The sequence below is a fragment of the Streptomyces sp. NPDC004752 genome (assembly GCF_053601275.1).
On the sequence record NZ_JBSGBN010000112.1, the window covers coordinates 1 to 22365 of the forward strand.

Sequence of the window (22365 nt, forward strand, 5' to 3'; positions counted from 1 at the left end):
AAACGCCCGGTTACATTCCGAACCCGGAAGCTAAGCCTTACAGCGCCGATGGTACTGCAGGGGGGACCCTGTGGGAGAGTAGGACACCGCCGAACAATCTTTGTAGGACCCCCGGTCACCAGCGTTCAGCTGGGACCGGGGGTCCTTTTGTTTTTCTGAAGCGTGCCGGACACCTCCGACTGCGCGAGAATGAATTGCGGTAACGAAGACAGGAGTCACCGATGTCCACCAACTCTCCCGACGACCGACCGGAGCGCGATCAGCGGCGACGGGACAGTGGTGACCGTGGCGGCTACCGAGGGGGCCCGCGGCGCGGCAACGACCGTGGCGAGCGCGGCAGTTACGTGCGCCGTGACGACCGCGGCGGCGACCGCGACCGTGGTTTCCGGCGCGACGGGGATCGGCCGTCGTATCGCCGTGACGACCGCGACCACCGTGACCACCGAGGCGAGCGGCGTGACGATGACCGCCGTGGTTACCGTCGCGACGACGACCGTGGCGATCGTGGCGGGTACGGCGGGTATGCCCGCCGTGACGACCGTGGTGGCCGTGACGACCGTGGCAGCCACCGGGGCAGTGACGATCGCGGCGGTGACCGCGAGCGTGGTTTCCGCCGCGATGACCGCGGCGACCGCGACCGTGGTTTCCGGCGTGACAGCCGTGGTGAGCAGCGGGGCGATTTCCGGGGCGACCGGGGCGACCGCGGAGGGGTCCGCGGCCGTGACGACCGGGACCGAGGCTTCCGGCGTGACGATCGACGCGATGACCGGCGGGACGACCAGCGAGGTAGCGACCGTCCCGACTTCCGTCGCGATGACCGTCGTGACTACCGCCGTGATGATCGGCGGGACGACCGCGACCGTGGTTTCCGTCGGGATGACCGTGGTGACCGCGGTGACCGCGGCGGATTCCACGGGCGGGACGACCGCCGTGATGACCGTCGTGATGATCGACGTGACTTCCGGCGTGACGACCGCGGTGACTTCCGGCGTGATGAGCGTGGTGGTTTCCGGCGGGACGACCGGCGTGATGATCGACGCGATGACCGGCGTGGTAGCGATCGTCCTGACTTCCGTCGCGATGAGCGGCGTGGTGGCGACCGTCCTGACTTCCGTCGCGATGAGCGGCGTGGTGGCGACCGTCCTGACTTCCGTCGCGATGAGCGGCGTGGTGGCGACCGTCCCGACTTCCGTCGCGATGAGCGTCGGGACTACCGCCGTGACGACCGTCGTGATGATCGGCGTGATGACCGCGACCGTGGTTTCCGGCGGGACGACCGTGGTGGCCGTCCCGGTGGTGGGTTCCGTGGGCGGGACGACCGGCGCGGTGGCGGTGGGCGCTTCCGTGAGGACCGTGAGCGGGACCGGGACCGGGAGCCGATCAAGCGGCTGCCGATCCCGGAGGACGTCATGGGCGACGAGATCGACAAGGACGTACGGCAGGAACTGCAGAGCCTGCCCAAGACGCTCGCCGACGACGTCGCCAGGAACCTGGTGATGGTGGCCCGGCTGATCGACGAGGACCCCGAGGGCGCGTACGGCTACTCCAAGGTGGCCCTGCGCCTGGCGTCGCGTGTCGCCGCCGTACGGGAGGCGGCCGGATTCGCGGCGTACGCCAACCAGAAGTACGCGGAGGCGCTCGCCGAGTTCCGGGCCGCGCGGCGGATGACGGGGAACGTGGACCTGTGGCCCGTGATGGCCGACTGTGAGCGCGGGCTGGGCCGACCGGAGAAGGCGCTCGACATGGCCGGTGCCCCCGAGGTGCACAAGCTGGACAAGGCCGGGCAGGTCGAGATGCGGCTCGTCGCGGCCGGCGCCCGGCGTGACATGGACCAGCTGGACGCGGCCATCGTGACGCTGCAGAGCCCCGAGCTGGCCTCCAACTCCGTGCAGCCGTGGACCGCGCGCCTGCGGTACGCCTACGCGGACGCGCTGCTCGCCGCCGGGCGTCAGGACGAGGCCCGCGAGTGGTTCGCCAAGGCCGTCGAGGCCGACCGGGACGGCAGCACGGATGCCTCCGACCGACTGGCCGAGCTGGACGGAGTGGAGTTCGTCGACGCGCTGGACGGCCAGGCGGGTGTCGAGGACGACGAGGTCAAGGACGACGCCACCGTCGAAGGGCCGCGCGATGCCTCGGCGCAGAACGCGCGGGAAGCCGACGTCGACGAGGACTGACGTACGCCGTCGAAAGGGGCAGGTCCTGGAACCCAGGACCCAGGATTCCGGGCCTGCCCCTTTCGACTTTGAGCCCTGCGGCCTGGACCTCTTCGGCCTCCGCTCAGAGGCCCAGGACCCGCAGCACCAGGCCCGAGGCCGGCTTCGGGCCGAACGACGTCGATTTGTGGGGCATGGTCACGCCCTGGCGGGCCAGGTCGCGTACGACGTCCTCGTGGACCGGGTGCATCAGGACCGCCGTACCGCCGTCGCGCTCCGCCTTGGCGACGGTGGCGGCCGTGTCGTGAATGTAGGCGATATGGGCCGGGGAGTCCTCGGGGATGCGCCAGACATGGCCGAGGAGCGCGGCATGCAGGACCGCCGCGTCGAGGCCGCGCCAGGCCGCGGGGCGGTCGGCGGGGACGGTGCGGGCCAGCAGGTCGGGGTCCGGGTGGTCGACGAGGTGGAAGGCGCCGTCGCCTGCGAGCAGGAAGGCGTTGCCGGCGCCCGCCGCCTCGGCCAGGGCCGCCAGGGCGTCCGGCAGCGGCGTCGTCAGGTGCCGTACCCGGAAGAGTCCGTCCAGGGCGGACAGCGCCTCTGCCACCGGCAGTCCGGGCAGCAGGCGGTGGATGGCGCGGACGCGCAGCGGATAGCGGGCCGTGTCCACCAGGAGGACCAGTCCGTAGTCCCACGGGCTGGGCGACGGATGCTCCGCGCGTAGACACAGACAGGTGGCCCAGCGGTGGTGGCCGTCGGCGATCAGGGCCTGGTGGTGGGCGAGGTCCGTCTGCACGCGGGCCACGTCGTCGGGGTCGGTGACCGACCAGAGGAGGTGGCGGAAGCCGTCCTCGGTGGTCGTGGCGAGCAGCGGGGTGCGCTCGACGGTGCGTTCCACGACGTCGGCCGCGGAGCCGTTGCCGTGGTAGGTCAGGAGCAGGGGTTCCAGGTTGGCGGAGGTGGCGCGCATCAGCGCGGCGCGGTCCGCGACGACCGGCGGCATGACCTCCTCGTGCGGCAGGACGATGCCCTCGGCCGGTTCCGACAGGCGCAGCGCGCCGATGATGCCGCGCTGGAGCATGCCGTCGCCGTCGCGCTGCTCGTAGACGTACAGACCCGGTTCGGGGTCGGGGGCCAGTACGCCCTCGGCCAGCCACTGGTGCAGGGTTTCGGCCGCCTGCTTGTTGCTCTCGGAGGGGGTGTCCGCCTGCGGAAGAATCAGCCGAACGATGTTGTGGGGGTCGGCCGACTGGAGGTGTCGCACACCGTCCGGACGCACCACGACGTCGTACGGCGGGGACGTCACGGCGGCCAGACTTCCGACCCGTTCGGGGTCGTAGCGCAGGCCGCGGAACGGGGTGAGTTCCAGGCCGCGGCGCATCGTTGCTTCCGGGTGACCTGCTGTGTTCATCTCGGCATCGTACGTGTGTCAGTGGCATGCGGGATGATCGGAGGAAAACGGTGCAGCGAGGAGCGATGTGGAATGAGCCAGGGCGTCAGGACCAGGCCCGAGGGCAGTGCACGGCCCCTGAGCGAGGCGTACGACACGGCATTGCTCGACCTCGACGGGGTGGTGTACGCGGGGGGGAACGCCATCGCGCACGCGGTCGGGTCGCTGGCGGCGGCCCGCACGGGCGGGATGCATCTGGCATACGTCACCAACAACGCGCTGCGCACACCGGACACCGTGGCCGCGCACCTGACCGAGCTGGGGATTCCGACGGGGGTCGAGGACATCATCACCTCCGCGCAGGCGGTGGCGCGGCTGATCGCTGAGCAGGTGCCGCAGGGTGCGCGGGTGCTGGTCATCGGCGGCGAGGGGTTGCGAACGGCGCTGCGGGAGCGCGGTCTGCAACCGGTGGAGTCGGCGGACGACGATCCGGCGGCGGTCGTGCAGGGGTACGGCGGGCCGGACCTGACCTGGGCCCGTCTCGCGGAGGCGAGCCTTGCCGTCGCGCGTGGCGTGCCGTGGTTCGCCTCCAACACGGATCTGACGATTCCGAGCGGACGTGGGATCGTCCCGGGCAACGGCGCGGCGGTGGAGGTCGTACGGATCGCGACGGGCGCCGAGCCGCAGGTGGCCGGAAAGCCGCTGCCGCCCATGCACCGGGAGACGATCCTGCGGACCGGAGCGGTGCGCCCGCTGGTCGTCGGGGACCGGCTGGACACGGACATCGAGGGCGCGTTCAACGGCGGCGTCGACTCGCTGCTCGTGCTGACAGGCGTCACCGACGCGGCCCAGCTGCTCGCCGCGCCGCCCCGGCACCGGCCCACCTATGTGGACGCCGACCTGCGGGGTCTGCTCAGGGGACAGCCGAAGGCCGCCCAGGACGGCGAGGGCTTTCGTTACGCGGGCTGGACGGCGACGGCCACCGACGGCCGGCTGGAGCTGACCGGCGACGGCGAGGCCCTCGACGGGCTGCGCGCCCTGTGCGCGGCGGCCTGGACGGCGGCCGGCGAGGGTTCCTGCGAGTTGGACGGGGGTAAGCCACTGGCGCGGCTCGCACTGTGAGGCCGGTCGGCCCCGGGGCACGGTCTCGTCGGGCATGGCCTCGGTATCGGGTACGGTCTCGGCATCGAGATGTGATGCGAGGGTAGGCTAACCTAACCTCGTGTTGGTCGACAGTCCTCCCGAAGAGCGCGCGGGGCATGCCTCCGTGCCCCCAAACCGCCGTACGGCGCGGGCCCTTGGGCTCCTGGTCGCCGTCGCGATGCTGCTGCTCGTCGCCCTGGCGAGCATCGCGATCGGGGCGAAAGAGCTGTCGCTGGAACAGGTCTGGCACGGGTTGTTCCACGATGCGGGCACGTACGGCGACGTGGTCGTCGACACGCGGCTGGCGCGCACCGTCCTCGGGCTGCTCGTCGGCGCCGCGCTCGGCCTCTCCGGGGCCGTGCTGCAGGCGCTCACCCGCAATCCGCTGGCGGACCCCGGGCTGCTCGGCATCAACGCGGGCGCGTCCGCCGCGGTCGTCACGGCCATGACCTTCTTCGGCGTCACCAGCCTGAGCGGCTATGTGTGGTTCGCGTTCGCGGGCGCCGCCGCCGTCGGCGCGCTGGTGTGGTTCCTCGGCGGCAGCCGGGGCGCCACACCCGTCCGGCTAGCGCTCGCCGGTACGGCGATCAGTGCCGCCCTGTACGGCTACCTCCAGGCCGTGATGATCACGGACGACGCCGCGCTGGGCAGGATGCGTTTCTGGACGGTGGGTTCGCTGGCCTCGGCCACCGACTCGACCATCATGCAGGTCCTGCCGTTCCTCGCGGCCGGCACGGTCCTCGCGCTGATGCTCGCCCGGCCGCTGAACGCCGTGGCGATGGGCGACGACACCGCCCGCGCTCTCGGCGCGGGCCTCAACCGCACCCGCGCCCTGGCCATGCTCGCCGCGACCGTGCTGTGCGGCGCCGCGACCGCGGCCTGTGGGCCCATCGTGTTCGTCGGCCTGATGGTGCCGCACGTCGTGCGCTCCTTCACCGGCCCCGACCTGCGCTGGATCCTGCCGTACGCGACCGTCCTGTCGCCCGTGCTGCTGCTCGGCGCCGACGTCCTCGGGCGGGTCGTCGCACGCCCTTCGGAACTCCAGGTCGGCATCGTCACCGCGATCATCGGCGGCCCGGTCTTCATCTTTCTCGTACGACGGCGGAGGACTGCGCAGCTGTGAAGACCCATCAGACGAGCCGCCCGGGCCGCACAGCGCGCACCGTGCGCACCCCTGGAGGGCTCTCGCTGCGGCTGGACCCGCGCGCCCTGACCGTCGTCGTCCTGCTGCTCATCGCCGCCGGGGCCGCGAGCGTGCTGCTGATCGGCACCGGCGACGCCTCGATCCCGGCCGGTGACGTCCTGCGCACCCTGGCCGGGGACGGCACCCCGTTCCAGGAGTTCGTCGTCAACGAACTACGGCTGCCGCGCGTCCTGGTCGGCCTGCTGGTCGGCGCCTCGCTCGGCCTCGGCGGCGCTCTGTTCCAGTCCGTGTCGCGCAACCCGCTGGGCAGCCCGGACGTGCTGGGCCTCTCGCAGGGCTCCACGGCGGGCGCGCTCATCGTGATCGTGCTGATGTCCGGGTCCGCCGCCTCGGTCACCGTCGGCGCGCTCGCCGGCGGTCTGGTCACCGGGCTCGCCATCTATCTGCTCGCCTGGAAGCGGGGCGTGCACGGATACCGGCTGGTCCTCGTCGGTATCGGCGTCAACGCGATCGTCACCGCCGTCAACGGCTATCTGCTCACCAAGGCCGACCTGGTCGACGCCGCGCGCGCGGTCGTGTGGATGACGGGATCTCTCAACGGCCGTGACTGGACCCAGGTCTGGCCGCTGCTCGGACTGTGTGCCGTCCTCGTACCTCTCGTCCTCGGCAACGCGCGGGGGCTCAGGATGATGGAGATGGGCGACGACGTCTCGTACGCGCTCGGGGTGCGCGTCGAGCGGGTACGGGTGCTGATGCTGGTGGCGGCCGTGCTGCTGACCGCGGGCGCGACCGCCGCCGCGGGCCCCGTCAGTTTCGTGGCGCTCACCGCGCCGCAGCTCGCCCGGCGTCTGACCGGCTCGCCGGGCCCCAACCTGGTGCCCGCCCTGTGCATGGGCGCCACCCTGCTGGTCACCGCGGACTGGGCCGCGCAGCGGGTGTTCGGCGCCGATCAGTTGCCCGTCGGTGTGGTCACCGGCGTCCTCGGCGGCGGCTATCTGCTGTGGCTGCTGGTCACCGAGCGCAGGGCGGGCCGGATATGAGCGGCGTCCACGAGAGGGGCGGCGCCCGCACGAGAACACCCGAAGGAGCACCGTGAACCGCCTGTCCGCCGAGAACGTGACCCTCGCCTACGACCAGCGCGTGATCGCCGAGGAGTTGTCGGTGGAGATCCCCGACAACTCCTTCACGGTGATCGTCGGCCCGAACGCGTGCGGCAAGTCGACCCTGCTGCGGGCGCTGTCGCGGATGCTGAAGCCGGCCACGGGCCGGGTGCTCCTGGACGGCCAGGTCATCCAGTCGATGCCCGCGAAGCAGGTCGCGCGCACCCTGGGCCTGCTGCCCCAGTCGTCCATCGCGCCCGATGGGATCACCGTGGGCGATCTGGTGGGCCGTGGCCGGTATCCGCACCAGGGGATCCTGCGGCAGTGGTCGGCAAAGGACGAGCGGGTCGTGCAGGAGTCCATGGCCCGCACCGGCGTCGCCGAGCTGGCCGACCGCCATGTCGACGAGCTGTCCGGCGGTCAGCGGCAGCGGGTGTGGATCGCGATGGCGCTCGCCCAACAGACGCCCCTGCTGTTGCTCGACGAGCCGACCACCTATCTGGACATCCAGCACCAGATCGACATCCTGGACCTGTGCGCCGAACTGCACGAGCAGCAGGGCCGCACCCTGGTCGCCGTGCTGCACGATCTCAACCACGCCGCCCGGTACGCCACCCATCTCATCGCTCTGCGGGCCGGCCGGGTCGTCGCCGAGGGCGCGCCGAACGACGTGGTCACCGCCGAACTGGCCGAGGAGGTCTTCGGGCTGCGCTGCCAGGTCATCGACGACCCGGAGACGGGCACCCCGCTGGTGGTGCCGGCGGCCCGCACGGCACGCGCCCGCGTGACGGCGGGAAACACGCCCTAGTGGCCCGGGCTGGTGCTAGAGGAGCTTTCGCAGCCGGAACAGGTCGAGCAGGTTCGCCTCCAGCTTCACCCGGCCCGAGCTCCAGGCCCTGGCGAAGTTCAGCCCGCCGTCGACCAGGGTCACCAGATCGTCCCCGGTCATGGCGAGTCTGATCTGCGCCTTCGAGACCGGTGGCCCCTGGTGGGTGTCCTCGATCTCGATCCGGCCGTTGGTCATCCGGCCGGTGAAGGTGACGTCCAGGTCGGTGATGTGACAGCTCACCGAGCGGTCCAGGGACGCGGCGTCGCGGACGTCGCCCTCGGCCGACTGCATGTTGTCCGAAAGTTTTTCGAGTGCGGCGCGGCACTCCTCGATCGTGGCCATCGCGACCGACGGTACCGCAGCGCTTCGGGGTAGCGTCTGGGCATGAGCGACACTGTGCCCGAGAACGGGGCCCGGGCGGACGCGACGGTTCCGGAGCCGCGGCCCCTGGCCGGAACTCGGTACGAGACCTCGTACGAGATCACGCACAAGCCCTCCTACGAGCCCAGGTACGAGGGCGAAGACGGGTGCGAGCCCGCGCACGCGCCCGGGTTCTGGTCCGCCGACGCCCCGGAGCCCGACCCTGCCGCCCCGGCCCCGCTGGGCGTCCCGCGCACCTCCACCGGCGACGCCGAGGTCGATGCCGGGCTGGAGCGGCTGGCCGATGCCGACCACCTCGCCACGGACGGACATGTCGAGGTGTACGAGGATGTACACAGGGGGTTGCGCGACGCGCTCACCGCGCTCGACGCCCGCCCGGGTCCGCCGGCGCCCCCGAGACCGTCGTACGAAGTCAGGAGCTGAACCGAACGTGGCAGGAGTCGCTCGCCGCCGTCTCGACGCGGAGTTGGTGCGCCGCAGGCTCGCGCGCTCGCGCGAGCACGCGAGCCAGCTGATCGCCGCCGGGCGGGTGTCCGTCGGCAAGACCGTCGCGACCAAGCCCGCCACCCAGGTCGAGACCGCCGCGGCGATCGTCGTCACCGCCGACGACGGGGACCCGGAGTACGTCTCCCGGGGCGGCCACAAGCTGGCCGGGGCCCTGGCGGCCTTCGTACCGTGCGGGCTCGTCGTCGAGGGCCGGCGGGCGCTGGACGCCGGCGCGTCCACCGGCGGCTTCACCGATGTCCTGCTGCGGGCCGGCGCCGCGCACGTCGTCGCCGTCGACGTCGGATATGGACAACTCGCCTGGTCGCTCCGCAATGATGAACGCGTCACCGTCAAGGACCGTACGAACGTACGCGAGTTGACGCTTGAAGCGATCGATGGGGAGCCTGTGGATCTTGTCGTGGGGGATCTGTCCTTCATCCCGCTCGGGCTGGTGCTGCCCGCCCTGAAGCGGTGCGTGACGCCGGACGCCGACCTGGTGATGATGGTCAAGCCGCAGTTCGAGGTGGGCAAGGAGCGGCTGGGCAGCGGGGGAGTCGTGCGCAGCCCGCAGCTGCGGGCCGAGGCCGTGCGGGGCGTGGCCGCGAAGGCGTGGGAACTGGGGCTCGGAGCCCGCGGGGTCACCGCCAGTCCGCTGCCCGGGCCGTCCGGCAATGTCGAGTACTTTCTCTGGTTGCGGGCCGGGGCACCGGAACTGGACCCGGCCGACGTCGACCGCGCAGTGGCGGAGGGGCCGCGTTGACACACAACCATGCTCGTACGGTTTTCCTGCTCGCCCACACCGGACGGCCCGCGGCGATCCGCAGCGCCGAACTGGTGGTCAAGGGACTGCTGCGGTCCGGCATCGGGGTGCGCGTGCTGGAGCACGAGGCGGTCGACCTGCCGCTGCCGGAGGAGGTCGAGCTGGTCAAGGAGGCGACGCCGCAGTGCCTCGACGGCTGCGAACTGCTGATCGTCCTCGGGGGAGACGGGACGCTGCTGCGCGGCGCCGAGTTCGCGCGGGCCTCGGGGGTGCCGATGCTCGGCGTCAACCTCGGAAGCGTCGGCTTCCTCGCGGAGGCCGAGCGGGACGACCTCGACAAGGTCGTGGACCGGGTGGTGAGCAGGGCGTACGAGGTCGAGGAGCGGATGACCGTCGATGTCGTCGTGCACCGCAACGGGGACATCGTGCACACGGACTGGGCGCTGAACGAGGCCGCCGTGCAGAAGATGTCGGCGGAGAAGCTGCTGGAGGTCGTGCTGGAGATCGACGGGCGGCCGGTGACGGGCTTCGGGTGCGACGGAATCGTGCTGTCGACGCCGACCGGTTCGACCGCGTACGCCTTCTCGGCCGGCGGGCCCGTGGTGTGGCCCGAGGTGGAGGCGCTGCTCATGGTGCCGATCTCCGCGCACGCACTGTTCGCGAAGCCGCTGGTGACCTCGCCGGACTCGGTGCTCGCGGTGGAGGTCCTGCCGCACATCCAGCCCGGGGTGCTGTGGTGCGACGGGCGGCGGACCATCGAACTGCCGCCCGGGGCACGGGTCGAGGTGCGCCGGGGGGCGGTGCCGGTGCGGCTGGCCCGGCTGCACCACGCGTCGTTCACCGACCGGCTGGTGGCGAAGTTCGCACTGCCGGTCTCCGGATGGCGGGGGGCGCGGTAGCGCTCCGCTGGGTTGGGCCGTGTTGGGTTGTCGGGGTCGTTGTTCGGCTGCGGCGGTGTCGTGGCCGGTCGCGCAGTTCCCCGCGCCCCTTTGGGGCGCTTCCGGACACGGGGTGTGGCACTCGCGCGGGTGACAGTCGTCGGCGATGCGTAATCGTCACCTGCGCCTTCACACGATGGGGGCGGGGGCCGTCGCACTTCTCCGCCCGGACCTCGTATGGTCGTGTCCGTGTTGGAGGAGATGCGGATACGGTCGCTCGGAGTCATCGACGACGCCGTTGTCGAGCTGTCGCCCGGGTTCACCGCCGTCACCGGTGAGACGGGTGCCGGCAAGACCATGGTGGTCACCAGCCTCGGGTTGCTGCTGGGCGGGCGCGCGGATCCGGCGCTCGTGCGGATCGGGGCCGGGAAGGCCGTGGTCGAGGGGCGGGTGACCGTCCCCGACGACGCGTCCGCCGCCGTGCGCGCCGAGGAGGCCGGAGCCGAACTGGACGACGGGGCGCTGCTCATCAGCCGTACCGTTTCCGCCGAGGGGCGCTCGCGGGCGCATCTCGGCGGGCGCAGCGTACCCGTCGGGGTGCTGGCCGAGCTGGCCGACGAGCTGGTGGCCGTGCACGGGCAGACCGACCAGCAGGGGCTGCTGAAGCTGTCCCGGCAGCGGCAGGCGCTGGACCGGTACGCGGGCGACGCGGTCGCCGGACCGCTCGCCAAGTACACGGAAGGCTACCGGCGGCTGCGGGCGATCGCGGTCGAGCTGGAGGAGATCGTCACGCGCGCGCGTGAGCGCGCTCAGGAAGCCGACATGCTGCGTTACGGGCTCGACGAGATCGCCGGCGTCGAGCCGCGGTCCGGCGAGGACGGGGAACTCGCGGAGGAGGCGGAGCGGCTCGGGCACGCCGAGGCGCTGTCCTCGGCCGCGACGGCCGCGCACGCGGCCCTCGCGGGCAACCCAGAGGACCCCGAGGGCATCGACGCGGCGACCCTCGTCGCGGGCGCGCACCGCGCCCTGGAGGCCGTACGCTCCCACGACCCGGCGCTGGCCTCGCTCGCCGACCGGATCGGCGAGATCGGGATCCTGCTGGGCGATGTGGCGAGCGAGCTGGCGGGGTACGCCGACGACCTGGACGCCGATCCGCTGCGGCTGGCGGCCGTGGAGGAGCGCAGGGCCGCGCTGGGCGCCCTGACGCGCAAGTACGGCGACGACATCGACTCCGTACTCGCCTGGGCCGAGCAGGGAGCCGCGCGGCTGACCGAACTCGACGGCGACGACGAGCGGATCGCCGAGCTGACCGCCGAGCGGGACGCGCTGCGCGGCGAACTAGGAGGTCTCGCACAGGCGTTGACGGACGCGCGCACGGAGGCCGCCGAGCGGTTCGCCGCCGCCGTCACCGCCGAGCTGGCCTCGCTCGCCATGCCGCACGCGCGCGTCTCCTTCGCCATCCGGCAGACCGAGGACCCGGAGGGGGTCGAGGTCGACGGGCGCGCGGTCGCCTACGGTCCGTCGGGGGTGGACGAGGTGGAGCTGCTGCTCGCCCCGCACCCGGGGGCGCCGCCCCGGCCCATCGCCAAGGGGGCGTCCGGCGGTGAGCTGTCGCGCGTGATGCTCGCCGTGGAGGTCGTCTTCGCGGGCACGGACCCGGTACCCACGTACCTCTTCGACGAGGTCGACGCGGGTGTCGGCGGAAAGGCCGCGGTGGAGATCGGGCGCCGGCTGGCCCGGCTCGCGAGGACCGCGCAGGTCGTGGTCGTCACCCACCTGCCGCAGGTGGCCGCCTTCGCCGACCGGCAGTTGCTCGTCGAGAAGACCAACGACGGCTCGGTGACCCGGTCCGGTGTGAAGGTGCTGGAGGGGGAGGACCGCATCCGCGAACTGTCCCGGATGCTGGCCGGCCAGGAGGACTCCGAGACGGCACGGGCGCACGCAGAGGAACTGCTCGCCACGGCGCGGGCCGACGGATAGCGACGGGACGTGCGGGGCGATATGGGGCGCACGGGGCGCAGCGGTGATCACGCGTGGCCGCGACGATGGGTCCCTCGTCCTCGCCGCCGCGCTCGCCCGCGCAGTGGGCGCCGCGCAGCGCGCCACGGCGCCGGGCGGCAGGCAGCGCTGGGAACCGGCCAACTACGCCGGGCGCACCGTCGGCTGGTACGCGGGTCCGGCGTGTGCGCGGGCGGATGCGGGGGGAGCGGCGTGCGCCCACCCCGCCGCCGGAGCCGCCGTGCTCGCGGTCGGGGCACCCTGCTCGCCGCCAGGGCGGGTCCGAGCTGACCGGACGGTCCGAGCTGACCGGACGGTCCGAGCTGACCGGACGGTCCGAGCCGATTGGACGGTGCGGGCTCGGCTGGGTGGTTTGGGCCTGGCTGGGTGGTCTGAGTCGGCAGGGTGGGTCCGAGCTGACGGGACGGTTCGAGCCGATTGGACGGTCCGGGTCCGGCTGGGTGGTTTGGGCCTGGCTGGGTGGTCTGAGTCGGCAGGGTGGGTCCGAGCTGACGGGACGGTCCGAGCCGATTGGACGGTCCGGGTCCGGCTGGGTGGTCCGAGTCGGTTGGGTGGCGGGAGTCGTGGGCGGTCCGCGCCCGGTTGGGTGGACCGAGCCGATTGGGCGCTCGGAGTCGGCTTGGCGGGTCCGAGTCGATTGGCCGGTAGGAGTCGGCAGGGCGGTCCGAGTGGGCCGGACGGTTCGTCGGCCGGATGGTCTGGGCGGACCGGACGGGTGTTCGCTCGGTGCTCCGGGTTTTCGCTCGTGTGGGTGATGCGCTCCGGCGCATTGCTCCGGTTCTTCGCGCTCCGCGCCTCCCCTGAATTCCCGTAACACCCTTCTGTGCTGGCATCCTTGGCTGGGAACGCGGTGCGCGCGGGAGGCGCGCGCGGAACACCCCGTCACCCGATACCTTCTGTACGTTTCTTCGTGCCCGCCCCCACGCCGAACCAGGAGCCCCGGCCACGTGAGCCCCGTGAGCAGCACCGCACCGCACGGACAGTCGCCGCTGCGCACCGTCCAGGTGCTGGGCGGGGGCGACGCCGGCAGCAGCGCGCATGTGCGTTCGCTGGCGGCGGGGCTGGTCGCGCGGGGCGTGCGGGTCACGGTGTGCGCTCCCACCGAGGCCGATCGCGCCTACGACTTCACCGGTGTCGGCGCCGACCACGTCCACGTCCCGCGCAGCAGCGCCCCGGCGTCCGTGGCCGCGCTGCGCGCCGCCTGCACCGACGCCGACCTGGTACACGCGCACGGGCTGCACGCCTCCTTCCGCACCGTGCTGGCGCTCGGCGGACGCCGTACCCCGTTCGTCGTCACCTGGCACGACCGGGTGCAGGCCGAAGGCGCCCGCGCGCATCTGCTGCGGCTGCTGGAGCGCCGGGTGGCGCGGGCCGCCACCGTGTTGCTCGGCACCTCGTCGGACCTGGTGGACCTGGCCCGTAGGACCGGCGCCCGGGACGCCCGGCTCGGCGGAGTGTCCCTGCCCCGGCCGCGGACCGCCGAGCCCGACGACCCCGACCCGCTGCGCCCCAAGGTGCGGGCCGAACTCGGCGCCACCGGCCGCCCGTTGCTCGTCGCCATCGGCTCCCTGGACCGGTACCGCGGATACGACGTGCTGCTGGACGCGGCGCGTGCCTGGCGCGGCCTCGACCCGGTACCGCTGCTCGTCATCGCGGGCGAGGGCCCGCTGCGCGGCGAGTTGGCCCGCCGGATCGAGGAGGAGGAACTGCCGGTCCGGCTCATCGGCCGCAGCGAGGACGCCGACCAACTGCTCGTCGCCGCCGACATCGCGCTGCTGTGCAGCAGTGGGGAGTCCCGTTCCGTGCTCGCCCAGGAGGCACTGCACGCGCGCGTGCCGCTCGTCGCGACCGCCGTGGGCGGCATCCCCGACCTGGTCGGCGACGCGGCCGAACTCGTCCCGTACGGCGATCCGGAGGCGCTCGCCGACGCGGTCGTCCGGCTCCTCGGCGACCCCGAGCGCCGCGAGCGACTCAGGGACAAGGGCGTACGACAGGCCGCCGGCTGGCCCACCGAGGACGAGACGGTCGCCCAGGTCCTCAGCGTCTACGACGAGTTGACCCAGCCCAGGCCCATGGTCTGAGCCCGTCAGGACACGTGCCGGCGTGCGCGCAGGGCCAGGCTCAAGGCCAGTACGGTCTGCGGGTCGTCCAGGTCGGTGCCCAGCAACTCCCCGATGCGGGCGAGGCGGTTGTACAGGGTCTGCCGGTTCAGGTGCAGCTCGCGGGCGGTCTCGGCCTTACGGCCCGCATGCGCCAGATAGGTCTCCAGCGTGGGCAGCAGCGGCGGCTTGGACCGGCGGTCGTGGTCGCGCAGCGGGCCGATCGCCCGGTCCACGAAGGCCGCCAGGTCCGGGTGGTCGCGCAGCCGCCACAGCAGGAGGTCGATGTCCAGTCGGCGCGCGTCGTACCAGGGGCGGTCCGCGAGGCCCTGCGCCGCCGTCGCCGTCTCCGCCGCGTGCCGCAGCCCGGCCGACGCGGAGGCCCAGCCGCCGGCCGCCCCGACCACCACCACGGGCGGCCGGGCGCCGGGCCGGTGCAGGCCCGCCCGCTCCACCCCGGTCCGCAGCGCCGCCGCGACCCGGTCCGCGACCGCCGACCGCTCCGCCTCCGAGCGCAGCCCCAGCAGCAGCGGGACCCGGCCCTCGACCGGCCGCACCCCCAGCAGCACCGGCATGCCCAGCGAGGCCAGCTCCTCCGCGACCGCGCGCGCCAGGACGGCCCAACCACCGCTCCCGGCCCCGCCGGTGCGGGCGGTGGCCCCGCCCGGTGCGAGAGCCTCGCCGAGCCGCATCACCATCGGCAGCAGCGGGCTGTTGCCCGGCTTGAAGCCCAGCACCCGGGCCTGCGCGGGCGCGTCCTCGGCGGCGATACGGCCCTCGGCGAGGTCACTGAGGAAGTCGCCCCGGCCGCGCGCCGCCAGCTCCTCCTCCTGCCGGGCCTGCATCAGCACGACGGCCAGGATGCCCGCGGCCTGCTCGGCGGCCATGCGGTGCACGGGCGCCAGGGGCGCGCGGACCGGGAGCAGGACGAGCCGGGCGCGCACCGACCCCGGACCCGGGCCGCCCCCCGGCACGTCCACCAGCACCGAACCGGTGGGCGGCGGGCCGTCCTTGTGCTGGTCGCGCAGCCCCTCCCACACCTGTAGTGGGTCTGCGCCCTCGGGGCCGGACCCGGCCGCGTACAGGAGCCGTCCGTCGGCGGTCTCCAGGAAGACCGGGTTGCCGCTGAAACCGGCCAGGATCCCCAGCACCTGCGGCACCCCGCCACCGGCCAGCAGGGCCTCGGTGCAGCGCCGGTGCACCTCCTGCGCGCGCTGGAGCAGCGCGTAGTGGCCGTTGACGATCTCGGTGTGGATCTCCTCGGTGACCGCCACGAACGGCACCTCGCGGTGCAGTTGTACGAGCGGCAGCCCGGCGCCGCGGGCGCTGTCGACCAGGGCGGCGGGCAGCCGGACGAAGCGCGGGCCGAGTTCCACGACCAGGGCGGCGATGCCGCGCTCGGCGAGGGTGCGCACGAACGCGCGCTGCTCGGCGGGGCGGGTGCCGAGGCCATAGCCCGTGGTGAGCAGCAACTCGCCGCCCTTGAGCAGGGAGGCGATGTTGGGCACCTCGCCCGCGTGCACCCAGCGGACCGTGCGCCCCAGCCGGTCCGCGCCCGCCAGGATCTCCGGGAGCCCGCTGCGCAGCCCGGGCAGTTCGAGCGCCCGCTGAACGGTGATCCCGGCCCCCTGCGTGTCGAATCCGCTGCCGGCCCCGTTGCCCGCTCCGGTGTCCGCTCTGCTGTCCGTACGGCTGTCCATGCAGCGGACGCTACCTGCGTGAACCCGTTCAGAACATCTCCGGCCCCGGCTACACCGGCCTGATGTTGTGGTTGAAGCGGAACACGTTGTCCGGGTCGTAGCGGCGCTTGACCTTGGCCAGGCGCAAGGTGTTCCCGGCGCCCAGTCCCGCCCGCACGCGCTCGGGTCCCTCGTCGCCGATCAGGGTGAGGCAGACGGCCCCGGTCCGCCACGGCCGGACCTCGGCGCGGGCGGCCCGGACCCAGGCCGCGGCCCGCTCGTCGCCGGCCGGATCCGCCCACATCGCGAAGGGGTGCACCAGCCATGGCGCGTGCCGGTGGGCCACCGGGCGGTCGGCGGGTCCCGCGGCGCCGACGCCACCCCGCGGGACGAGCACGTACCGGCTGCCGGTGGGCACCGGCATGGTCCGCGCGCGGTCGCAGAAGACGTCCACGAGGTCGTCCGGCAGGCCCGAGAGGCACTCCGCCGTCCCGTGGTTGCGCAGTCCGGGCGGCGCGGCGGGCAGGAACGGGACGTCGGCGTACGGCACCGCCCCGGCGAACTCCGCCTCGTGGGGCAGCGCGAGCAGCGGCGCGGCCAGTCGGCGCAGCCCGGCCGGGCCGCCCGCGTACGTCAGGAGCGCGGCGCACACCAGCCGCCCGGTCAGGCGCTCCGGCCAGCAGGGCGCGGGTGCGCCGGTGGTGTACAGGACGGCGCCGCCCGCCTCGTCGGGGCCGGCGGCGATGACCTCGCGGAAGCCGCGCACCAGGTCGCGGCCGTGGTCCGGTCGGCACACGACCAGGGCGAGGGAGAACGCGGGCAGTTCGTGCAGGCCCAGGGTGAGCGCGGTGGCGATGCCGAAGTTGCCGCCGCCGCCGTGCAGCGCCCAGAACAACTCGGTGTTCTCCTCGGCGCTCGCCCGCACCCGCTCGGCGTCGGCCGTGACCAGCTCCACGTCGAGCAGGTCGTCCACGGCGAGCCCGAAGGCGCGGTCCAGCCGGCCGGTGCCGCCGCCCAGCACGAAGCCACCGACACCGATGCCCGGGGCGCACCCGGCGCTGCTCGCCAGGCCGTGGGGCAGGGTGGCCCGGTCCAGGTCGCGCAGGGTGGCCCCGCCCTCGACACGGGCCGTCGCCGCCGCGGGGCGCACGGCCACCCCGCGCATGCGCCGCAGGTCGACCACGAGCGCCCCGTCGCCCAGGGCCGTGCCCGCCACCGCGTGCCCGCCGCCGCGCACCGCGATGCGCAGGTCCAGGTCCCGGCCGAAGCGCACGGCCCGGACGACGTCCTCGGCGTCCACGCAGCGTGCGATCACCGCCGGCCGCCGGTCGACCGCGGCGTTGAACACGGCCCGGGCCGCGTCGTAGCCGGCGTCTCCCGGGGCGAACACCTCACCGGCGAGATCCGTGCGCAACGCGGCCAGGGCAGCGCCCGCCGTCGAACGGAAACCCATGGCCGCCCCCTTCCCGGTCGGGGAAGACTCCGTTTCCAGCCTAGGGCGGCCCGGTCACCCGGGGGCGGGTTCAGCCGCCGTAGGCGCCCGAGGCCGTCAGGCGCAGGGCCGTGTCGATCAGCGGGACGTGGCTGAACGCCTGCGGGAAGTTGCCGACCTGACGCTTGCGGGTCGGGTCCCACTCCTCGGCGAGCAGACCGAGATCGTTGCGCAGCGACAGCAGCTTCTCGAACAGCTTGCGGGCCTCGTCCACGCGTCCGATCATCGCGAGGTCGTCCGCCATCCAGAACGAGCAGGCGAGGAAGGCGCCCTCGTCCCCGGGGAGGCCGTCGACGCCCTTGTGCTCGCCCTCGGTGGGGTAGCGCAGGATGAAGCCGTCCGGAGTGGACAGCTCCCGCTGGATCGCCTCGATGGTGCCGATCACCCGCTTGTCGTCCGGCGGCAGGAAGCCCATCTGCGGGATCAGCAGCAGGGAGGCGTCCAGCTCCTTGGAGCCGTAGGACTGGGTGAAGGTGTTGCGCTCCTTGTCGTAGCCCTTCTCGCACACATCGCGGTGGATGTCGTCGCGCAGTTCGCGCCACCGCTCCAGCGGGCCGTCCGCGTCGCCGGACTCGATCAGCTTGATGGTGCGGTCCACCGCGACCCAGGCCATCACCTTGGAGTGCACGAAGTGGCGGCGCGGGCCGCGCACCTCCCAGATGCCCTCGTCCGGCTCGTCCCAGTGGTCCTCCAGATAACGGATCAGCTTCAGCTGGAGCAGCGAGGCGTAGTCATTGCGGGCCAGGCCCGTCATATGGGCCAGATGCAGGGCCTCGGTGACCTCGCCGTACACGTCGAGCTGGAGCTGGTGCGCGGCACCGTTGCCGACCCGGACCGGGGCGGACTTCTCGTAGCCGGGCAGCCAGTCCAGCTCCGCCTCGCCCAACTCGCGCTCGCCCGCGATGCCGTACATGATCTGCAGGTTCTCCGGGTCGCCGGCCACCGCCCGCAGCAGCCACTCGCGCCAGGCGCGGGCCTCCTCGCGGTAGCCGGTGCGCAGCAGCGAGGACAGGGTGATCGCCGCGTCCCGCAGCCAGGTGTAGCGGTAGTCCCAGTTGCGTACGCCGCCGATGTCCTCCGGCAGGGAGGTCGTGGGCGCGGCGACGATGCCGCCCGTGGGGGCGTAGGTCAGGGCCTTCAGTGTGATCAGGGAGCGGATCACCGCCTCCCGGTAGGGCCCGTGGTACGTGCAGTGCTCGACCCACTCGCGCCAGAACTCCTCGGTCGCCTCCAGCGACTGCTCCGGCTCGGGCAGGGCGGGCGGTTCCCGGTGCGAGGGCTGCCAGGAGATGGTGAACGCGATCCGGTCGCCGGGGGCGACCGTGAAGTCGGCGTACGTCGTGAGCGACTTGCCGTAGGTCTCTGCGGTGGTGTCGAACCACACCGAGTCCGGGCCGGCGACCGCGACCGTGCGCCCGTCGTGCTTGTGCACCCAGGGCACGACCCGGCCGTAGGAGAAACGCATCCGCAGCGCGGAGCGCATCGGCACCCGGCCGGTGACGCCCTCGACGATCCTGATCAGCTGGGGGGCGCCGTCACGCGGGGGCATGAAGTCCGTGACGCGGACGGTGCCGCGCGGGGTGTCCCACTCCGACTCCAGGATCAGCGAGTCGCTGCGGTAGGTGCGCCGGGCGGCGGCGGGCGGCTGGGCGTCGGCCGCGTGGGCCGGGCCGAGCCGCCAGAATCCATGTTCCTCGGTGCCCAGTAGACCGGCGAAGACGGCATGCGAGTCGAAGCGGGGCAGGCACAGCCAGTCCACTGTGCCGTCCCGGCAGACCAGCGCTGCGGTCTGCATGTCTCCGATGAGTGCGTAATCTTCGATGCGCCCGGCCACGTGCAACTCCAGTCGAACGGCCACGTCACCCCGGAACGGGGTTGTCGCTAATTGCGGTCAAGGGGTTCGTTGTTATGCGTCATTGAGTGTTGAAGCAAATCAGCCGATCGGCCCGGAGGCAAAACGACGATCACCACTCAATGAACTGACGAGCTCTCGCTGTTCCGGTGGATACGGGCGGGGGTGTGCCGTGTTGCCGGCCGGGCTCGGCAGAGAGTGTCCGAGCAGGATACGACGCACGTAGATGATCTGCGTGCCGCTCCGGGCAACCTGTATGAGCTGATCGAGTGAGCAACCGGTGAGAACCGGGTAAGCGGTGCGTGGCCGTGTCGACGTGTGTGCGGAGCGTGGCCGGAAGTCATCCCTCCACGGCGCTGATACCCTGGTAGCCCGTGGACCGGTGGGCGCCCCCGTAAGGAAATACGGTACATACGACAAAAAGGGGTCCCCCGAACCGCAGCGACGGCATCTCCGGAAATCTCCGGACCAGAAGCCGCACCGCACCCCAGACCGCGACCACGGGAGCCCCCTCTTGGCCATGCCGCCCAAATCCACGACGACCAAGCACATCTTCGTCACCGGGGGTGTCGCCTCCTCGCTCGGCAAGGGCCTCACCGCCTCCAGCCTGGGCATGCTCCTCAAGGCCCGCGGGCTGCGCGTCGTCATGCAGAAGCTGGACCCGTACCTGAACGTCGACCCGGGCACGATGAACCCGTTCCAGCACGGCGAGGTGTTCGTCACCAACGACGGCGCCGAGACCGACCTGGACATCGGACACTACGAGCGTTTCCTCGACCGCGACCTGGACGGCAGCGCCAATGTCACCACGGGCCAGGTCTACTCGACCGTGATCGCCAAGGAGCGGCGCGGCGAGTACCTGGGCGACACGGTGCAGGTCATCCCACACATCACCAACGAGATCAAGCATCGCATCCGGCGCATGGCCACCGACGAGGTGGACGTCGTGATCACCGAGGTGGGCGGCACCGTCGGCGACATCGAGTCGCTGCCGTTCCTGGAGACCGTCCGCCAGGTGCGGCACGAGGTCGGCCGGGACAACGTCTTCGTGGTGCACATCTCGCTGCTGCCCTACATCGGTCCGTCCGGCGAACTGAAGACCAAGCCGACCCAGCACTCGGTCGCCGCCCTGCGCAACATCGGCATCCAGCCCGACGCGATCGTGCTGCGCTGCGACCGCGAGGTGCCCATTGCGATCAAGCGCAAGATCTCGCTGATGTGCGACGTCGACGAGGCCGCCGTGGTCGCCTGCCCCGACGCCCGCTCGATCTACGACATCCCCAAGGTCGTGCACACCGAGGGCCTGGACGCCTACGTCGTCCGCAAGCTGGACCTGCCCTTCCGTGATGTCGACTGGACGACCTGGGACGACCTGCTGGACCGCGTCCACAACCCCGACCACGAGATCACCCTGGCGCTCGTCGGCAAGTACATCGACCTGCCCGACGCCTACCTGTCGGTCACCGAGGCGCTGCGCGCGGGCGGCTTCGCCAACCGGGCCCGGGTGAAGATCAAGTGGGTCACCTCGGACGACTGCAAGACCCCGGCCGGCGCCGAAGCCCAGCTCGCCGACGTCGACGGCATCTGCATCCCGGGCGGCTTCGGCGACCGCGGCGTGCTCGGCAAGGTCGGCGCGATCCGCTACGCCCGCGAGACGGGGATCCCGCTGCTCGGCCTCTGCCTGGGCCTGCAGTGCATCGTGATCGAGGCCGCGCGCAACCTGGCCGACATCCCGGACGCCAACTCGACCGAGTTCGACTCCGCCACCGCCCACCCGGTCATCTCCACGATGGCCGAGCAGCTCGACATCGTCGCCGGCGAGGGCGACATGGGCGGCACCATGCGCCTGGGCATGTACCCGGCGAAGCTGGCCGAGGGCTCGATCGTGCGCGAGGTCCACGACGGCAAGGAGTACGTCGAGGAGCGCCACCGCCACCGCTACGAGGTCAACAACGCCTACCGCGCGGAGCTGGAGAAGAAGGCGGGCATCGTGTTCTCCGGGACGTCGCCGGACGGCAAGCTGGTCGAGTACGTCGAGTACCCGCGCGAGGTGCACCCCTATCTGGTCGCCACGCAGGCGCACCCGGAGCTGCGCTCGCGCCCGACCCGTCCGCACCCGCTGTTCGCCGGCCTTGTGCAGGCGGCGGTGCGACGGGCGGTCGGGGCGGAACGCGATTCCGAGTAGCACACCGGCGGTACGGTGGCCGGGGTGCGCCCCCGCACAGGGGGTGCCCCGGTTTTTCTCGTGCGCACGTGGAAGGACAGGGCATGACGATCAAGGACACCCCCGAGGAATGGGAGGTCCGGGCGACCGAGACGCCCTTCGTGGGGAACAAGACCTCCGTCCGCACGGACGAGGTGGTCATGCCCGACGGCGCGGTGGCCCGCCGCGACTACCAGGTCCACCCAGGTTCCGTGGGCGTGCTCGCCCTCGACGAGGAGGACAGGGTCCTGCTCATCCGCCAGTACCGCCACCCGGTCCGGCACAAGCTGTGGGAGATCCCGGCGGGACTGCTCGACGTGCCCGGCGAGAACCCGCTGCACGCGGCCCAGCGCGAGCTGTACGAGGAGGCGCACGTCAAGGCCGAGGACTGGCGGGTGCTGACCGACGTGTACACCACCCCGGGCGGTTGTGACGAGGCCGTACGGGTCTTCCTGGCCCGGAACCTGTCCGAGGCGGACGGCGAGCGCTTCGCCGTCGAGGACGAGGAGATCGACCTGGAGTACGCGCGCGTGTCCGTCGACGAGCTGGTGCGCGGGGTGCTGGCCGGGGAGCTGCACAACAACTGTCTCGCGGTGGGCGTCCTCTCGCTGGTCGCCGCCCGGTCCTGCGGCGGCCTGGACGCTCTGCGCCCGGCCGACGCGCCCTGGCCCGCGCGCCCCTTCGCCTCCTGAGTCCGACCGCCCCGCCCCCGGTGTGACGATCGCCTGATCCGATCGAGCGACCCACCCGCCGCGCTCCG

The 22365-nt window shown here is 72.5% G+C and carries 18 protein-coding genes and 1 rRNA gene; 14 read left to right on the forward strand and 5 right to left on the reverse strand.

Annotation, left to right across the window (positions count from 1 at the left end; translation table 11 throughout):
- The 3 genes from rrf to ACWEKM_RS34450 form a co-directional block, all read left to right on the forward strand.
- Positions 1–95 (forward strand): 5S ribosomal RNA (gene rrf / locus ACWEKM_RS34440); the annotation flags it as partial.
- 181 nt (positions 96–276) lie between these two features.
- Complete coding sequence (locus ACWEKM_RS34445; RefSeq protein ID WP_451625198.1) at positions 277–1497, forward strand: hypothetical protein; 1221 nt, start codon at positions 277–279, stop codon at positions 1495–1497.
- Positions 1410–2174: a hypothetical protein gene (locus ACWEKM_RS34450; protein WP_451625199.1), complete on the forward strand. Its 765-nt coding sequence runs from the start codon at positions 1410–1412 to the stop codon at positions 2172–2174. Before ACWEKM_RS34445 ends, ACWEKM_RS34450 begins: the two co-directional genes overlap by 88 nt.
- Before the next feature lie 103 nt (positions 2175–2277).
- Here the strand turns inward: ACWEKM_RS34450 and ACWEKM_RS34455 are convergent, their stop codons facing one another.
- Positions 2278–3561, reverse strand: coding sequence for a DUF1015 family protein (locus ACWEKM_RS34455; RefSeq protein ID WP_451625200.1), 1284 nt, complete (start codon positions 3559–3561; stop codon positions 2278–2280).
- Between the two features lie 72 nt (positions 3562–3633).
- On the opposite strand from ACWEKM_RS34455, the gene ACWEKM_RS34460 reads away from it, so the two are divergent.
- From ACWEKM_RS34460 to ACWEKM_RS34475, 4 genes are all read left to right on the forward strand, one after another.
- Positions 3634–4662 carry an HAD hydrolase-like protein gene (locus ACWEKM_RS34460; RefSeq protein WP_451625201.1) on the forward strand — a complete coding sequence of 343 codons (1029 nt, stop codon included), beginning with the start codon at positions 3634–3636 and terminating at the stop codon, positions 4660–4662.
- Between the two features lie 100 nt (positions 4663–4762).
- Positions 4763–5806 (forward strand): FecCD family ABC transporter permease, encoded by a 1044-nt coding sequence (locus ACWEKM_RS34465; RefSeq protein ID WP_451625202.1) that lies wholly within the window; start codon positions 4763–4765, stop codon positions 5804–5806.
- Entirely contained in the window at positions 5803–6867 is a 1065-nt protein-coding gene (locus ACWEKM_RS34470) for a FecCD family ABC transporter permease (protein WP_451625203.1), read from the forward strand. Before ACWEKM_RS34465 ends, ACWEKM_RS34470 begins: the two co-directional genes overlap by 4 nt.
- A gap of 52 nt (positions 6868–6919) precedes the next feature.
- Positions 6920–7735, forward strand: coding sequence for an ABC transporter ATP-binding protein (locus ACWEKM_RS34475; protein WP_451625204.1), 816 nt, complete (start codon positions 6920–6922; stop codon positions 7733–7735).
- A gap of 15 nt (positions 7736–7750) precedes the next feature.
- Here the strand turns inward: ACWEKM_RS34475 and ACWEKM_RS34480 are convergent, their stop codons facing one another.
- The gene (locus ACWEKM_RS34480; RefSeq protein WP_451625205.1) at positions 7751–8098 is read right to left on the reverse strand and encodes an SCP2 sterol-binding domain-containing protein; all 348 of its coding nucleotides are present in this window, start codon (positions 8096–8098) and stop codon (positions 7751–7753) included.
- Positions 8099–8236: 138 nt separating this feature from the next.
- Here ACWEKM_RS34480 and ACWEKM_RS34485 point away from each other — a divergent pair, with 138 nt between their 5' ends.
- From ACWEKM_RS34485 to ACWEKM_RS34505, 5 genes are all read left to right on the forward strand, one after another.
- A complete protein-coding gene (locus ACWEKM_RS34485; RefSeq protein ID WP_451625222.1) occupies positions 8237–8560 on the forward strand; it encodes a hypothetical protein in 324 nt (107 codons plus the stop codon).
- A 7-nt stretch (positions 8561–8567) separates the two neighbouring features.
- Positions 8568–9383, forward strand: coding sequence for a TlyA family RNA methyltransferase (locus ACWEKM_RS34490; protein ID WP_451625206.1), 816 nt, complete (start codon positions 8568–8570; stop codon positions 9381–9383).
- Entirely contained in the window at positions 9380–10282 is a 903-nt protein-coding gene (locus ACWEKM_RS34495) for an NAD kinase (RefSeq protein WP_451625207.1), read from the forward strand. Before ACWEKM_RS34490 ends, ACWEKM_RS34495 begins: the two co-directional genes overlap by 4 nt.
- Positions 10283–10498: 216 nt before the next feature.
- The gene (gene recN, locus ACWEKM_RS34500) at positions 10499–12241 is read left to right on the forward strand and encodes a DNA repair protein RecN (protein WP_451625208.1); all 1743 of its coding nucleotides are present in this window, start codon (positions 10499–10501) and stop codon (positions 12239–12241) included.
- Between the two features lie 986 nt (positions 12242–13227).
- The gene (locus ACWEKM_RS34505) at positions 13228–14361 is read left to right on the forward strand and encodes a glycosyltransferase family 4 protein (protein WP_451625209.1); all 1134 of its coding nucleotides are present in this window, start codon (positions 13228–13230) and stop codon (positions 14359–14361) included.
- A 5-nt stretch (positions 14362–14366) separates the two neighbouring features.
- On the opposite strand, the gene ACWEKM_RS34510 is transcribed toward ACWEKM_RS34505, so the two are convergent.
- The 3 genes from ACWEKM_RS34510 to ACWEKM_RS34520 all read right to left on the reverse strand — a co-directional run bounded on the left by ACWEKM_RS34510 (position 14367) and on the right by ACWEKM_RS34520 (position 19384).
- Positions 14367–16079: a PucR family transcriptional regulator gene (locus ACWEKM_RS34510; RefSeq protein WP_451625210.1), complete on the reverse strand. Its 1713-nt coding sequence runs from the start codon at positions 16077–16079 to the stop codon at positions 14367–14369.
- 49 nt (positions 16080–16128) lie between these two features.
- The gene (locus ACWEKM_RS34515; protein ID WP_451625211.1) at positions 16129–17511 is read right to left on the reverse strand and encodes an FAD-binding protein; all 1383 of its coding nucleotides are present in this window, start codon (positions 17509–17511) and stop codon (positions 16129–16131) included.
- A 70-nt stretch (positions 17512–17581) separates the two neighbouring features.
- A complete protein-coding gene (locus ACWEKM_RS34520; RefSeq protein WP_451625223.1) occupies positions 17582–19384 on the reverse strand; it encodes a glycoside hydrolase family 15 protein in 1803 nt (600 codons plus the stop codon).
- A gap of 538 nt (positions 19385–19922) precedes the next feature.
- Here ACWEKM_RS34520 and ACWEKM_RS34525 point away from each other — a divergent pair.
- Together ACWEKM_RS34525 and ACWEKM_RS34530 are read left to right on the forward strand one after the other, a co-directional pair.
- A complete protein-coding gene (locus ACWEKM_RS34525; protein ID WP_451625212.1) occupies positions 19923–21587 on the forward strand; it encodes a CTP synthase in 1665 nt (554 codons plus the stop codon).
- Positions 21588–21670: 83 nt separating this feature from the next.
- Entirely contained in the window at positions 21671–22297 is a 627-nt protein-coding gene (locus ACWEKM_RS34530) for an NUDIX domain-containing protein (protein ID WP_451625213.1), read from the forward strand.
- Positions 22298–22365 lie beyond the last annotated feature (68 nt).